Origin of the sequence: Steroidobacter flavus (assembly GCF_042651805.1) — a bacterium.
In the GTDB taxonomy this organism is placed as follows: domain Bacteria; phylum Pseudomonadota; class Gammaproteobacteria; order Steroidobacterales; family Steroidobacteraceae; genus Steroidobacter; species Steroidobacter flavus.
The window spans coordinates 1849971-1864407 of sequence record NZ_JBHSDU010000015.1 but is presented as its reverse complement, the minus strand read 5'-3'; the positions used below and the strand labels follow the sequence as shown (position 1 = coordinate 1864407).

The window sequence follows — 14437 nt, the reverse complement described above, 5'->3', positions numbered from 1 at the left end:
ACCAAGACCGGCGTCCATTGCAGGGGGGATCTATGACGTCTGGTCTGCTGGCGTCCGCCTCGGCGGTCGCGTTGTTCGTGTTGCCAACTCTGGCTTCGGCACAGGCTTCGGGAGAGGGAGCCAATCAGCTCGAGGAGATCATCGTCACGGCCACGCGCCGTAGCGAACGATTGCAGGATGTTCCTCTCAGCATCACCGCGTTTTCACAGGACGATCTGACCAGCAAGGGCATCGTCGGTTACGAAGGTCTGGCGCGCGAAACGCCGGGCGTCGTGCTCAACAAGCCGACCGCCAACTTCAACAATTTCACCGCGCGCGGTATCGCCACTAACGGCTACGGCGCGAATCTGCAGAACACGGTGGCGATTTATATCGACGAGCTGCCGATCTCGACGATCGGCAACACCACCGTGCTCGATCCGAATCTGTTCGACGTGGAGCGCATCGAGTTCCTGCGCGGTCCGCAGGGCACGTTGTTCGGCTCGGGCTCGCTGTCGGGCGCGCTGCGCATTCTCACCAACAGCCCGGATCTGAATTCCTTCGACGCCGCTGGCATGGTCGATACCGGCGTGACCGACGGCGGCTCGCTACGACAACGCTACAACGCGATGCTCAACGTGCCGCTGGTCGACAAGCTCGGCTTGCGCGTGGTCGGCTTTTATCGGGATGAAGAGGGCTATGTCGACAACATCGGCACCGGCGTCAAGGACTCCAATACGCTGGTCGACTGGGGCGGTCGCGCCATCCTGTTATGGAAGCCCACCGATGCATTGTCGGTGCGCGTGCTTGCCTCGTATGAAGACAGCAATCCGAAGGACTCGGCGCTCATCAATCCGGCGCTGGGTAAGCGCAAGCGCAACTCGGATCGGCCGGACCTGTTCGTCGGCGAGCTCACCACGTTCAATGCGACCGTCGAATATCAGTTCGACGGCGCGCTACTCACCAGCTCGTCCACCTACTCGACGTTCGATCAAAAGTTCTTCGTCGATCTGGCGGGCACGTTCAATGGCGCGATTGCGTTCGGCCTGGACGCGTACGGTTATCAGGACACCTTCGTCGAGGAGCTGCGCGTCGCCTCCGATCCAGGCGGCAAGTTCGACTGGGTGATCGGTGGCTTCTTCCTCGACCGGCGCCACGACGTCGATTATTTCTATCGCTCGTCGCCCGAGTTCCTGGCGGCGCGCGGTATCACCGGGCTGCCGGATGAGTACTACCAGCGCCAGTACAACCATACGATCTCTCACGAGATCGCCGGCTTCGGCGAGCTGACCTATCACATCAACGACAAGATCTGGCTGACGTATGGCATGCGCTACGGCGGCGTGGACGCACGCTCGTATGTCGAGGGCGGTTATAACAGCGCCTATCTCACCTGGGCGTTGCTCGGAATTTCAGGGCAGATACCGATGGTGCCGATTGCGCCCGTCCAGGGCGTGAAGGCGGAAGGCCATCGCCCCTCCTATAAAGTGAGCGCTTCATTCCAGCCGATTCCTTCGGTGACGACTTACGCCACCGTTTCGACCGGCTTCCGTTCGCCAGTGGTCAATGGCTTTGCGGGTCGGGCGAGCGTGGTCGATCCCACCGACCTGGTCATTCCCAACGGGGCGGACACCGACAAGATTCAGAACTATGAGATCGGCGCCAAGAGCACCTGGTTCGACGGCCGGCTTACGAGCAACCTGGCCGCGTATCTGATCGATTGGAGTGACATTCAGGTGCAGGCCAATCGAGTGTCGGACTCGGTGCAGTTCGCCACCAACATCGGCGAGGCGCGCAGCAAGGGCTTTGAGTTCGAGATCACGGCGCTGCCGATTCGAGATGTGCAGGTCGGCTTGAGCGGGTCGTTCAATCAAGCGCATGTGACGAAGCTGACCCCGCAAGAGGCGGCCATCTCAGGGGCGGTGCCCGATGCGAGACTGGCCGCACCGAAATTCCAGGGCGGCGCGTATGTGAACTACGGCTTCGATGTCACAGCCGGCACGCGTGGCTTCTTCTCGGCGGCCTTCCAGCACGTCGATTCGTTCCCGAGCTCGTTCCCGCGCGTGCCGGGTGCGCCGACTCGAACGCTGGCTACCTATGGTTACACTGACAGCTACAACAACGTGAATCTCACATTGGGCGCGATCATGGGCGGACTGACCGTGACGACGTACGTCGAGAACCTGTTCAACGACGACTCCGTCACGTACATCCACCCCGAAGCGTTCCTCGCGAGTCGCTTCGGCACCATGCGGCCGCGCACGGTGGGCCTGCGCGTCAACTACGATCTCTAGGAGAGAAACGTTGTCGACGGCAACCGCGCGGCCCGACGCACGAGCCTGGTTCGTGCTCGGCATGTTGTGCTTCGTGTATGTCCTGAACTTCCTGGATCGGCAGTTGCTGTCGATCCTGGCCAAGCCGATCCAGGATGATCTGGGCGTGACCGATGGCCAGCTCGGGCGCATCAGCGGTTTGTATTTCGCGCTGTTCTATTGCTTGATCTCGATTCCCGTCGGCTGGCTGGCGGATCGGACCAATCGCGTGCGCGTGCTGTCGTTCGCGTGCGCGCTGTGGAGTGCGGCGACGGTGGCTTGCGGGTACTCCTCGACGTATCCGCAGCTCGTCGCCGCTCGCATGGCAGTGGGTGTGGGCGAGGCGGGCGGCGTGCCGCCGTCGTATGCAATCATTTCCGATTACTTCGGTCCCGGCACGCGGGGCACCGCGCTGGGGTTGTTCAATCTGGGGCCGCCGCTGGGGCAGGCGTTGGGCGTGGCGTTCGGCGCTTCGATTGCAGCTGCATACAGTTGGCGAAGCGCGTTCGTGGTGCTTGGAGCCGTCGGCGTCGTGACTGCGGTGGCGGTGTACTTGTTCGTTCGAGAGCCGGCGCGCGGGCGTCTGGATTTCAAACCGACCGCTGTGCCCGGAACGGCCGCCACCGAGAAGGCAGGCTTTCGCGAAACGATTGCGATGTTTTTCTCGCGGCCGGTGCTGGTGATCGTGTCGCTGGCGAGTGGCGCCACGCAGTTTGTTACGTATGCCTCGCTGAACTTCACCACGCTGTTTCTAATGCGTGAGAAGGGCATGACGCTGAATGAGGTCGCGATTTACTACGCTCTGCTCATCGGGATCGGCATCAGTGCCGGCATGTATGCGTCGGGTCGCCTCGTCGACAAGTTCGCGCCGCGCGGTAAACAGGCGTATGCCTTGGTGCCGGCGGTGGGGCTGACCCTGGCGATTCCGTTCTTCATCGGTTTCGTGTGGGCGCCGACCTGGCCGATGGCGCTGCTGTTTCTCATCGGGCCGACTTTCTTCAACTACTTCTATCTCTCGCCGGCCGTGGCGCTGGTGCAAGAGGAAGTGCGGCCGCAAGAGCGCGTGCTCGCGGGCGCTCTGTTGTTGCTCGTGATGAATCTCATCGGGTTGGGGCTCGGGCCGACGTATCTCGGCGCCATTAGCGATCTGCTACGAGAGAGCCATCCGAACAACTCACTGCAGATTGCCTTCTACACCCTCGTGCCGTTCTACGTACTGGCAGCGCTCATGTTTCTCGGCTTGGCCAAGAGGCTGAGCGATCCACAGCGCGCGGTCGCCGGAATCCCGCGGGAGGCTGGAGCTGAATCATGATGTCATTTCGGTTGTATGCCCTTGCGGCGAGCGTTTTGTTTGCTCTGCCCGCGATGGCTGATCAAGACCCGGTTGTTCGTGCGCCAACCGGCACAGTGCAAGGCGTGACTGAGGGTTCGGTCAACGTGTTCAAAGGGCTGCCGTACGCGCAGCCGCCTGTCGGTGACGCGCGTTGGAAGCCGCCCGTCGAGATGCCGGCATGGAGCGGTGTGCGAGACGCGACGAAGTTTGGGGCGGCGTGCATGCAGCCCAAGGCTCGTAACGGCAGCATCTATGCGTGGGACCTGGGCGCAATCAGCGAGGACTGCTTGTTCCTTAACGTCTGGGCGAAGCAGGGAGCTAGCAAAGCGCCCGTGATGGTGTGGATTCATGGCGGAGCGTTGACGACCGGTTCCGGTAGCGAACCCATGTACGACGGCACGAAGCTCGCGGAGCGCGGCGTGGTGGTCGTGTCGATCAACTATCGCCTCGGCGTCCTCGGTTATCTCGCTCATCCTCAACTGAGTGCCGAATCGAACGGGAATATCTCCGGTAACTATGGCTTGCTCGATCAGATTGAAGCGCTGCGCTGGGTGAAGCGGAACATCACCGCGTTCGGAGGCGATCCGTCGAATGTGACCATTGCGGGTGAATCGGCCGGCGGGCTCAGCGTCATGTACTTGATGACATCGCCGCCGGCCCGTGGGCTGTTTCACAAAGCCATCGCTCAAAGCGCATACATGATCTCGACGCCGGAGCTGAAGCAGGCGCGTTTCGGTGAGTTTCCGGCCGAGGCGATCGGAGCTCGCATCGTCGAGGCCGCTGGCGCGAAAGATATGACGGCCTTGCGCGCCATCGAGCCGGAGAAGTTGATGGAGGTCGCGGCGCGGGTCGGGTACTTCCCGCTGGGCACGATCGACGGTCGCGTTCTGCCCCGCCAGTTGGTTGATGTGTTCGATCGTGGCGAACAGGCGCCGGTCCCGATCATTGCAGGCTTCAACAGCGGTGAGATCCGCTCGCTGCGGTTCCTCGCGCCGCCGGTGCCGAAGAATGGCAAGGCTTATCAGCTCACGATCCGCGAGCGATATGCCGATCTGGCCGATGAGTTCCTGCGTCTGTATCCCAGCGCCAAGCTCGAAGAGACGTTGCTCGCGACGACGCGCGATGCTTTGTACGGCTGGACTGCCGAGCGGCTGGTGAGAAAGCAAACGGAGCTGGGTCAGTCGAGCTTTCTTTATCTCTTCGATCATGGCTATCCGGCGGCGGAGAAAGCGGGCCTGCATGCGTTTCATGCATCCGAGTTGCCGTATGTGTTTGGCACAGCGGCGCGAACGCCGCCGCTGTGGCCGAAGGTGCCGCCGACGCCCGAGGAGACAGAACTATCCGATGCGATGCTCGATTACTGGTCCAGCTTCATTCGTACGACTGAACCGAGTGCAACCGGGCAGCCGAGCTGGCCGGCCTATGGTTCAACTCGCACCTATATGACGTTTGACAGCGAGCCGAAAGCGGCGACCCGTCTCATGCCGGGCATGTATGAATTGAATGAGGCCGTCGTGTGCCGGCGTCGTGCGAGCGGGGCACAGTCGTGGAATTGGAATGTCGGGGTCCTCTCACCGCAACTGCCGCCGCCCGTGGAGCAGTGTCGATGATTGAAGGGTCCATGCAAGAGTTTCCGCTGACTCTCGATAAGTTTCTCGATCACGCAGCCAAGTGGCACCCGCGAGCGCAAGTGGTGACGGGGCGCGATGGTGGCAAAACCGATCGCACGAGCTATGCCGACTTGCGAGCGCGAAGCTTGCGTGTCTCGGCGATGCTCAGAGATTTCGGCATTGGTTTCGGCGATCGCGTGGCCACGCTGGCGTGGAACACCCAATCTCACGTTGAGAGTTGGTACGGGATCATGGGCATGGGCGCGGTCTGCCACACGCTCAATCCTCGGCTGACTGCTGCACAGCTGGCTTCGATGCTCGCGCAGTCGGCGTGTCGAGTGATGATTGTGAGCGCGGATCTCGCGCCGCTCGCACAGCAGATCATCGAGCGCACGTCGACGGTTGAGAACGTCGTCATCATCGACGGGGCGGTGTCTGCGTGGCGTGGTGAACGTTATGGCCCGGCGGTGATGTCGCTTGAAGAGGCGACCGGCGCGTATCGCGAGTCGGTGTCTCGCGGGATTTCCGCTGGGGCGCATAGCCTTCCGGTCGAGTGGGGCAATTTCGATGAGCGCTCTGCCTCCGGGCTGTGTTTCACCTCGGGAACGACAGGCGCCCCCAAAGGCGTTACTTACACCCATCGCTCCAGCTTCCTTCATACATTGCGTCTACTTCAGGCGGATGTGTTGGGCATCACCGCCGCCGACAGCGTGCTCACCGTCGTGCCAATGTTTCATGCCGGTGCTTGGGGCCTGCCGTTCGCGGTGCCCGCCGCCGGGGCGAAGTTGGTTTTGCCGGGCCGTCATGCCGACGGCGCGAGTCTGGCGCGCCTGATTGCAGCGGAGGGTGTAACGATTGCAGTGGGGGTGCCTACGGTCTGGCTGGGATTGGTGGAACATCTGGAAGCGACGGGCGCCGAGCTGCCGACGTTGAAACGTATCCTGGTTGGCGGCGCTCCGTTGCCACCTGCGTTGATGGAACGTATCGAGCGACGCCTCGGTGTTTCTTTGCAGACCAGTTGGGGCATGACCGAGCTGTCGCCCTCCGGCACGATGTCGGCGCCGAACGATCCGAAGCGCTCGGCCTCTGTTTCAGGCCGTCCCGCGATCGGCGTGGATCTGTTGCTGACCGATGCCGATGGGCGACCGCTTCCCGAGCAACGTGGCATCGAGGGACATTTGCGCGTGCGCGGAGCCAGCGTCATCGACCGCTATTTTGGAGATGAACGGTCCGCGACCGATGCCGATGGTTGGTTCAACACGGGCGACCTGGCCCGCATCGACGGGGACGGACAGCTGATCATCACCGGCCGCGCCAAGGACCTGATCAAGTCGGGCGGCGAGTGGATCAATCCCGCCGAGATCGAGGCCATCGTCGGTCGCCTGCCCGAAGTCGCGCTGGCCGCGGTGATCGGTCGGACCGATCCGAAATGGGGCGAGCGCCCGGTGTTGCTGGTGGAGCTGCGCGACTCTCGGTCAATTACCGATGAGGCCCTGCTCGCCGCGCTGCGCGGGCAGGTGGCGCCCTGGTGGATTCCCGACGCGGTGCTCCGCCTGTCGCGAATGCCGCTGGCATCGACCGGAAAGATCGACAAGATGCGCCTCAGATTAGAATACGGCGGTGGCTGAGGCGCGGCGCGCCCCGGCCGTGCCGTAGACGATGGAGGCCGACTGAAGTGTCTGTAAATGTGCCCGTGAAAAAAGCCAAGACCCGGCGTAAGCAGGCGAGCAAGACGAAAGCGTCCAGCGCCAAACCCGCCAAGGCTCGCGGCAAGCGCCCGACCAAGGCGGAGCAGCGCGCCGAGATGATGGAGCAGATCCTGGACGTGTCGGAGGACCTGTTCTCCAAACATGGTCTGTATGGCGTGACGTTGAAGGACGTGGCCAAACAGATCGGCGTGCATCACACGCTGATGAATTATTACTTCCGGGACAAGAAGAAACTGTTCGACGAGGTGTTCGGACGGCGCGCCGTAGTCACGAGCACGCGACGAATGGACGCCCTCGACGCGTACGAGGCGCAGACCGACGGCAAGCCGACGGTGGAAGGGGCGCTGCATGCGTTCCTGGACACCGACCTGGATCTTTATATCCAGGGCGGCAAGCGCTGGAAGAACTATGGCCGGCTCGGCGCGCAGGTCGCAAATACCCCGGAGTGGGGTGCGGAGTTGATGGACAAGCATTTCGATCCGGTGGTCTTGAAGCTGATCGGGCTGCTGAAGCGGGCGCTGCCCGATTGTCACGACGAGGATATCTTTTGGGGATATCACTTCGTGACTGGCGCGTTGTTGCTGACGTTGGCGCGCACCGGTCGTATCGACAAGCTGTCCGGCGGCCTGTGTCAGTCGGAAGATTTCGAGGCCGTGAAGAAACGCATGGCCAGGTTCATGGCCGGCGGTTTCCTGGCCGTGTGTGGTAAGTGAAGGGGAGTTGAAATGACATTGGAATCGCGCGTCGCAATCGTTACTGGAGCGGGCGGCGGACTGGGTCGCGCGCATGCGCTGTTGTTGGCCCGGTACGGTGCGAAAGTTGTCGTGAACGACATGGATGCGTCGGCTGCCACGCGGGTCGCCGATGAAATCGTCGCTGCGGGCGGCGAGGCGATTCCGGTGGCGGCTTCAGTGACTGACGAGGCGGCGGTTGCCACCATGATCGGCGGGGTGATGTCGAACTGGGGGCGCATCGATATTCTGATCAACAACGCCGGCATTCTGCGCGACAAGTCCTTTGCCAAGATGAGCCTCGCGGATTTCCGCCTGGTGATCGATGTTCATTTGATGGGCTCAGTGATCTGCACCAAGGCGGTGTGGGACATCATGCGTCAGCAACAGTATGGTCGCGTGGTGATGACTACTTCTTCCTCCGGGCTCTATGGAAATTTCGGTCAATCCAACTATGGCGCGGCGAAAATGGCGCTGGTCGGGCTGATGCAGACGCTCGGGCTCGAAGGCGAGAAACATAACGTTCGCGTGAACTGCCTGGCGCCCACGGCCGCCACGCAGATGACTCACGGTGTGCTGGCGGAAGAAGCTTTGCAGCGGCTCGAGCCTAGGCTGGTCAGCCCTGGGTTGCTTGCGTTGGTCGGCGAGCAAGCGCCGAATCGGGCGATCCTGTGTGCTGGCGCTGGGCATTTTGCTCAGGCACATGTCACGCTGACGAAAGGGGTTCAGGTCGGTGGGGATGCGGATGCCGGCGAGCGCGTGATCGCGCAGTGGGAACAGGTTGGCGATCGCACTGATGAACTCGTTCCTGCCTATGGGTTCAAACAAGCGGAGCGTGAATTGGCTGCCGCAGGTTACGTCGCGGGGGCGATGGCTGGGAAATAGACGTCTCCGCGTCAGAACGGTTTGACGACGACGAGGACTACGATACTGGCCGTCAGCCCGAACAATCCCGCCAACGTGACACTCAACAATGGCGGGTTATTCGCTACCCCCGATTCCAACCGTCTGCGCAGCCGTCCCGCGAGCAGGCCGTGCAACGCCGCCAGGCAGATCACGAACGTCAGTTTGATCATCAGCCAACCATTGCCGAACCAATCGCCCAGATTGGCGAGGAACAAGCCCGTGATCCAGGCGACGAGCATCGCGGGCGCGGTGACGCGCCGATCCCAGCGCCGCAGACTTTCTAACAAGCGCCGTTCTACAGAGAACTGCAATGTCGCGGCTTGGAGCACCATGCCCGCGATCCAGAGAATGATCGCGCAGATGTGCAGCGACTTGATCAGCAAATAACTCATGAGATCGATTCGGCCCGACGTCTGCGGATGAAGCGCAACGTGGAAACGAATCCAAACGGCACGAACGCGGCACCCAGCAGGCGCCCCAGGTCACGCGTACTCCACTCCGCACCGGCGGCGATGTTTATCGTCAGCCACAGGTAGACGAGGAAGGCGAGCCCATGCACCGGGCCCGCAATTGAGACGGCCAGCGGCAGGCCAGCGAGGTGCTTCAACGGAACGGCGACGGTGAGCAACGCCAGCAACGTCGCGCCCTCGAAGAGCGCGGCAAGACGTAGATGATCGAGATCGCGCAGACGCGCGAGGGAATGTGTCGTCATGTCGTGAGAAACCTTGTCGCAAGCCGCATCGTCGGGCCAAGCCGCGAGTCGAGCTGCCGAAGGCTGCATCATGAGGCCCGGCTGTGGATCGAACCATCGGCTAGAATGCCGACATTCGAAGGATTCTGGCCAACAGTGGGCGGGGCGGTCGATGGCGAAGGGCAGGGTTCACAAAGTGGCGGTGCTGGCGTTTCATGGGGTCGTGCCTTTCGACTTGACGACGCCGTGCGAGGTGTTCGGGCGCGCACGGGTGCGGGCGGGGCAGCGGCCTTATGAAGTGCTGGTGTGCGGGCAAAGTCGGCGCATTCGTACTGACGCGTTCGATATGCACGTCAAGCACGGCTTGCGCGATCTGGTGAAGGCAGACACAGTGATCGTGCCCGGAATGAGCGACGTAACGAAGCCAGTCCCGCGATCCATCATCGACGCGCTGATCGCCGCCAACGCCGCCGGCGCGAGGATCGCTTCAATTTGTTCCGGCGCATTCGTACTCGCGGCAACCGGTTTACTCGACGGCTTGAGCGCGACGACGCATTGGCTGGCCGCGCCGATGCTGGCGGCTCGTTACCCGCAGATCAACGTAAATCCAAATGTTCTGTTCGTGGACAACGGGCGCATTCTCACATCCGCGGGTGCCGCGGCTGGTCTCGATCTGTGTCTGCATCTGATCCGCACGGATCACGGCGCGGCGGTGGCAGCCGATGCGGCTCGTCTGTCGGTCATGCCGCTGGAGCGCGCCGGCGGACAGGCGCAATTCATCGTGTATCAGCCGCCGGAATCTTCCACCGGATTACAGCAGCTGCTCGAATGGATCGAACGCCGGCTCGATCGAGTGTTGACGCTCGAATCGATGGCGGAACAGGCGAAGGTGAGCATCCGCACGCTCACACGACGATTTCAGGAACAGCTCGGCGTCAGTCCGCTGCAGTGGGTACTGCAAACCCGCGTGAGGCGTGCTCAGCACGCATTAGAAACGACGGATCTCTCGATTGAACGCGTGGCCGCGACGGCGGGCTTCAGTTCATCGACATCTTTGAGAGAACACTTCGCCCGTGTGGTCGGGACGTCGCCGCGAGCGTACAGGAATACGTTTCGTAAACGCGCGTGATGGCCAAAAAGAAACCCCGCACGAGAGTGGACTCGTGCGGGGTTTCGCAATCACACGGTCTTCGTCAGGTCAGTCCCACCAGTTCCAGCGCTTATGATCCCACACCCATTCCCTGGGCCGATGACCGCGGCGAGCCGGTTTGACTTCGACTTCCATGATCGAGCCGTCGCGGCTCACCGATTTCACCTGGATCAAAGTTTCAGTGTTGGGATTCTTCACGCCGGCAGCCGGCGATTCCGCGCGCCAGTGCTGCACGCGATCGTCGAACACCGGCACGCCGCGCTGTGACGGATAATCATAGTCCACGCCCAGGCGGCGCAGCTTCAGCCGATCGGTGCGCTCGAGACCGAACGGCGAATCGAAGCTTTGATAACGCGAGCTCCAGACCACGCCGGCTTCGCGAGTCAGCGGGGTGGGATGCGCGTCGATGGGCAGAATCAATCCCAGGCCGGGATGGGCGCTGGTGTTGTTATCGCCGAGGCGCGTGTCCCAATAGGAAATGAGCAAGCCTTCCTGATAGGGGAAATGAGTCACCCAGTCCTGCAAGGCGGGCGAGTTGAGATCGCCGAACACGTACGGGCCGGTGCGCAGGCTCTTGTCGTAACCCTTGTACTGCCGGAACTCGGCGACATAGGCGTTGAAGAAGCTGCCCAGATCGCCCTGCACGGAACGGAAGCCGCTGCTCGGCGGGCTGTATACCCAGGGCACAGTCACTTCGGCACCGTCTGTTTGCTGACCGGTGATCTGAATGTCATCGACCATCAGGCCCAGGCCGTTGGTGAAGCCATCGGTCCAGTAGCGGAAGCCGATCTGCACCGTCTGGCCCGCGAACTCGGTCAGGTTGGCGCTGATCGGCACCCACTCGAACGCGGTGCTGCCGGTGATGCCATTGCCGAAGTTCTGCTCGTTCGGGTCGGTGGTCGTGGACAGACTGGTCGGTACGAAATGAGTGACGCCGCCGGCGACGACCACCAGATAGGCGTAGTCCCAATCCTGTTCGATGTCGAATTGAACCTGCGCGCTGAACGACGCTGTGCCGGTGGGCAGCGTGACGGTGCGTAACATCGTGGTATCGAGTAATGCGCCGCTGCCACTGTAATAGAAGGCGTTGCCCGCATACGCGCCTAAAACATTGTCCGGCAGGACGGTGATGAGTGCCTGCGCTTGTCGGGTGTTGTAAGTGGCAGGCCCGAGCTTGTGTTCAGACTTCTTGCCCGCGTGCGCCACTTCGTAGTTCAGCCAGCCGAGCTGCAACTTCTCCCAAGCGCCCATGTGCACCGGCTTGCTGCCGATGTCGGTCTTGCCGTCGTTGCCGTACGAGCCTGAAGACATCAAGGTCCAGAAGCCGGTCGAGTTGTCGCCGCCATTGGTGTCGTACAGGTCGGGCAAGTCGAGGTCGTGACCGAACTCGTGCGAGAACACGCCGACGCCGCCGTTCTCCGGCTCGACCGTGTAATCGCCGACCCAGTAATTGCTGTTGCCGATGCGCACGCCGCCGGCCTTGTTGTTGTCGGGGCCGAGCAGGCCGGCCATGTTGTAGTACGCGAACCAGCGATGACTCCAGATCGCCGCGCCGCCCTGGACGCCGCCGCCGACTTCTTCGCCCATGCCGGCATGCACCGCCTGGAAGTGATCGATGTAACCATCGGGCTCGTCGAAATTGCCATCGCCGTCATAGTCGTTTCGATCCCACACGTCGAACTTCGCCAGTTCCGCATTGATCTGCGCTTGAGTCTTGCCGGCTGCGATCTGCGCGTTGTACCAGCCGTTCAGCGCGTCGCGCAGAAACAACCAGACGCCGGCGCACGGATAGGCGCCGGGCAGACCCGGGAAGGTGCAGTTGTAAGTGACGTCGTCGTCGTAACGGTTGGCGTTATACGGCACGGGCACCCAATCGGTGACCTCGCCGTCGACCGTGTACCGGTTCGATGACAGCTCGATATAGAAATTGCGCATCGAGATCGCGCCGGGCTTTTCGGAAAACAGCAACTGCTCGAAATAGGTGCGCGAGAAATCCGGTGCCCAGATGGTGCTGTTGTCCACGGTGCGATCCGGTTCAGGAATCTGGTTGTGCACCGGGCCGGGCAGGCCGCCGAGCGCGGGATGAATCTGCGTGCCGAATTCGCCCAGCACGGTGAAGATCAGGTCCTCGCTCTCGCGTTCCAGCTCGATATATTTACCTTGGTACTTGCCGCGACCGATCCGGTGCACTTTGCGCCCGCCCTGGCCGAAGCTTTGACCGGTCAGCTGGCTCGACGCCTGGCCCGTCGCTTCGGCGCGGACCTTTTCTTCCAAGCCCTGCTTGCGCATTTCCCGGCGCCGTTCGCCGGCGGGATGCGGCACGTCGTCCGCACTGGCTCTGCCCTTGACTGCAAAGCCGGGCGGCGCCGTTTCGCCTGGCGCGCTCAGGATGCTCTCCTGCGCGAGGGCCGCCGTGGTCGTCAAGCCGATGCAAAGTGAAAAGAAAGGAATGAGCCAGCGACGCGGCTGGCGCGACGGTTCACACATAATTTCCCTGCCTCTCTTGTTGTTGGGCTCGTGGGCCCGTGCGGTGGCGCCACTGTGATCCGCCTGACGTTTGGAAGTCAACGACCGTTAGAAACATTTCTTCGACGCGTCTGTATACAACCAGGCGCACCGAAAAATTGCGGATGTTCCCTATGTTTTATTTCTTTTGGTGCACGCTGTGGGTCTGTATTTTCCAGGATGCATGTTGCAGGATGCGTCGCTATGAAATTCCCTGCGCTCCTGATCGCCGCGTTCCTTTGTCTGAATGCGACCGCTGCCGAATCGAACGAGACGGCCATTCTGCTTCGACCGGCGAGAGTGTTCGACGGGACTACCATGCACGAAGGGTGGCGCGTGCTCGTCAAGGGAGATCGCATCGTCGCGGCCGGCGCTGACATCACTTCTCCGGCGGGTGCGCGCGAGGTAGTTCTTGCAAACCAAACGCTGCTGCCCGGGTTGATCGAAGGTCACAGTCATCTATTCCTGCATCCGTACAACGAGCGCAGTTGGGACGATCAGGTGCTGCATGAATCGGTCGCGCTACGAACCGCTCGCGCGGTGACATTCGCGCGAGCCACGCTGTTGGCAGGATTTACCACTGCACGCGACTTGGGGACCGAAGGTGCCGGCTTCGCGGACGTGGGCTTGAAACAAGCGATCGATGAAGGAATCGTTCCCGGCCCACGCATGCTGGTGGCCACGCGTGCCATCGTGGCCACCGGCGCGTATGGACCGAAAGGTTTCGAGCCCGGCGTCGAAGTTCCTCAAGGCGCGGAGGAGGCGAGCGGCGAGGGCGTGGTCCTTTCGGTTCGTCGCCAGATCGCGGCCGGGGCGGATGTCATCAAGCTCTATGCCGATTACCGCTGGCGCCCCGGGGAAGAAGGTCGTCCCACATTGTCCGCCGCTGAGCTGCGAGCGGCGACCGAAGCCGCTCACGATGCCGGCCGCACCGTCGCTATTCATGCAAGCACTGCCGAAGGCATGCGTCGGGCAATCGCCGCCGGCGTCGAAACGATCGAGCACGGCTACGGCGGCACCAAGGAAGTGTTCGCTCTAATGAAGGAGCGCGGCGTCGCCTTGTGTCCCACGCTGGCTGCATCCGATGCGGTCGCTCGCTATCAAGGTTGGGACGGCCGCGATCCAGCGCCGAAGGCGGTCGAGACTGCACGCTCGAGTTTCAACGCCGCCCGGGCCGCGCGCGTCACCATTTGCGCCGGCGGCGATGTGGGGGTCTTCGCTCATGGCGACAACGTTCGCGAGCTGGAGCTGATGCAAGCCGCCGGCATGCCGGCCCGCGACGTTTTGATCGCGGCAACCTCGGGGAATGCAAAGATCTTCCGGATCGATACCAAGGTCGGCTCGGTCCGCCCCGGGCTGCTCGCCGATCTCGTGGCCGTCGAAGGCAACCCGACGGACGACGTGCGGGTGCTCCGGCAGATTCGGTTCGTCATGAAGGGCGGTGCAATCGTTGCTAATTGAGCCGGTGGGAATGAACGGAATGGCTAGACTGGCCGCCGTTTACGGTTCGG

11 protein-coding genes are annotated in these 14437 nt (G+C 62.2%); 8 read left to right on the top strand and 3 right to left on the bottom strand.

Going from position 1 to position 14437, the window contains the following annotated elements; genetic code table 11:
• Positions 1-32 precede the first annotated feature (32 nt).
• The 6 genes from ACFPN2_RS35160 to ACFPN2_RS35135 all read left to right on the top strand — a co-directional run bounded on the left by ACFPN2_RS35160 (position 33) and on the right by ACFPN2_RS35135 (position 8559).
• Positions 33-2273, top strand: a complete 2241-nt coding sequence (locus ACFPN2_RS35160) for a TonB-dependent receptor (protein ID WP_380605473.1) — start codon at positions 33-35, stop codon at positions 2271-2273.
• A gap of 61 nt (positions 2274-2334) precedes the next feature.
• Positions 2335-3603, top strand: coding sequence for a spinster family MFS transporter (locus ACFPN2_RS35155; protein ID WP_380606741.1), 1269 nt, complete (start codon positions 2335-2337; stop codon positions 3601-3603).
• A complete protein-coding gene (locus ACFPN2_RS35150) occupies positions 3600-5234 on the top strand; it encodes a carboxylesterase/lipase family protein (protein ID WP_380605471.1) in 1635 nt (544 codons plus the stop codon). Before ACFPN2_RS35155 ends, ACFPN2_RS35150 begins: the two co-directional genes overlap by 4 nt.
• Positions 5235-5245: 11 nt before the next feature.
• Positions 5246-6862 carry an AMP-binding protein gene (locus ACFPN2_RS35145; RefSeq protein ID WP_380605469.1) on the top strand — a complete coding sequence of 539 codons (1617 nt, stop codon included), beginning with the start codon at positions 5246-5248 and terminating at the stop codon, positions 6860-6862.
• Between the two features lie 179 nt (positions 6863-7041).
• Positions 7042-7656, top strand: a complete 615-nt coding sequence (locus ACFPN2_RS35140; protein ID WP_380606739.1) for a TetR/AcrR family transcriptional regulator — start codon at positions 7042-7044, stop codon at positions 7654-7656.
• 12 nt (positions 7657-7668) lie between these two features.
• Positions 7669-8559: an SDR family NAD(P)-dependent oxidoreductase gene (locus ACFPN2_RS35135; protein ID WP_380605467.1), complete on the top strand. Its 891-nt coding sequence runs from the start codon at positions 7669-7671 to the stop codon at positions 8557-8559.
• 11 nt (positions 8560-8570) lie between these two features.
• Here ACFPN2_RS35135 and ACFPN2_RS35130 read toward each other — a convergent pair whose 3' ends face one another.
• Both ACFPN2_RS35130 and ACFPN2_RS35125 read right to left on the bottom strand, forming a co-directional pair.
• Positions 8571-8972, bottom strand: coding sequence for a CopD family protein (locus tag ACFPN2_RS35130; protein ID WP_380605465.1), 402 nt, complete (start codon positions 8970-8972; stop codon positions 8571-8573).
• Entirely contained in the window at positions 8969-9292 is a 324-nt protein-coding gene (locus tag ACFPN2_RS35125; RefSeq protein WP_380605463.1) for a DUF3817 domain-containing protein, read from the bottom strand. The genes ACFPN2_RS35130 and ACFPN2_RS35125 overlap by 4 nt, the downstream gene beginning before the upstream one ends.
• A gap of 151 nt (positions 9293-9443) precedes the next feature.
• Between ACFPN2_RS35125 and ACFPN2_RS35120 the strand changes: the two genes are divergently transcribed.
• Positions 9444-10400, top strand: a complete 957-nt coding sequence (locus tag ACFPN2_RS35120; RefSeq protein WP_380605461.1) for a GlxA family transcriptional regulator — start codon at positions 9444-9446, stop codon at positions 10398-10400.
• A gap of 69 nt (positions 10401-10469) precedes the next feature.
• Here ACFPN2_RS35120 and ACFPN2_RS35115 read toward each other — a convergent pair whose 3' ends face one another.
• On the bottom strand, positions 10470-12908 hold the full coding sequence (locus ACFPN2_RS35115; protein ID WP_380605459.1) for an immune inhibitor A domain-containing protein: 2439 nt from the start codon (positions 12906-12908) through the stop codon (positions 10470-10472).
• 222 nt (positions 12909-13130) lie between these two features.
• Here ACFPN2_RS35115 and ACFPN2_RS35110 point away from each other — a divergent pair, with 222 nt between their 5' ends.
• Positions 13131-14387, top strand: a complete 1257-nt coding sequence (locus ACFPN2_RS35110; protein WP_380605457.1) for a metal-dependent hydrolase family protein — start codon at positions 13131-13133, stop codon at positions 14385-14387.
• The last annotated feature ends 50 nt before the right edge of the window (positions 14388-14437 follow it).

Bases quoted from the DNA above. Each gene is read 5' to 3' on its own strand.
- ACFPN2_RS35130 (WP_380605465.1), bottom strand. From the start codon at position 8,972: ATGAGTTATTTGCTGATCAAGTCGCTGCACATCTGCGCGATCATTCTC.
- ACFPN2_RS35155 (WP_380606741.1), top strand. From the start codon at position 2,335: ATGTTGTGCTTCGTGTATGTCCTGAACTTCCTGGATCGGCAGTTGCTG.
- ACFPN2_RS35145 (WP_380605469.1), top strand. From the start codon at position 5,246: ATGCAAGAGTTTCCGCTGACTCTCGATAAGTTTCTCGATCACGCAGCC.
- ACFPN2_RS35110 (WP_380605457.1), top strand. From the start codon at position 13,131: ATGAAATTCCCTGCGCTCCTGATCGCCGCGTTCCTTTGTCTGAATGCG.
- ACFPN2_RS35115 (WP_380605459.1), bottom strand. From the start codon at position 12,908: ATGTGTGAACCGTCGCGCCAGCCGCGTCGCTGGCTCATTCCTTTCTTT.
- ACFPN2_RS35140 (WP_380606739.1), top strand. From the start codon at position 7,042: ATGGAGCAGATCCTGGACGTGTCGGAGGACCTGTTCTCCAAACATGGT.
- ACFPN2_RS35120 (WP_380605461.1), top strand. From the start codon at position 9,444: ATGGCGAAGGGCAGGGTTCACAAAGTGGCGGTGCTGGCGTTTCATGGG.
- ACFPN2_RS35150 (WP_380605471.1), top strand. From the start codon at position 3,600: ATGATGTCATTTCGGTTGTATGCCCTTGCGGCGAGCGTTTTGTTTGCT.
- ACFPN2_RS35135 (WP_380605467.1), top strand. From the start codon at position 7,669: ATGACATTGGAATCGCGCGTCGCAATCGTTACTGGAGCGGGCGGCGGA.
- ACFPN2_RS35160 (WP_380605473.1), top strand. From the start codon at position 33: ATGACGTCTGGTCTGCTGGCGTCCGCCTCGGCGGTCGCGTTGTTCGTG.
- ACFPN2_RS35125 (WP_380605463.1), bottom strand. From the start codon at position 9,292: ATGACGACACATTCCCTCGCGCGTCTGCGCGATCTCGATCATCTACGT.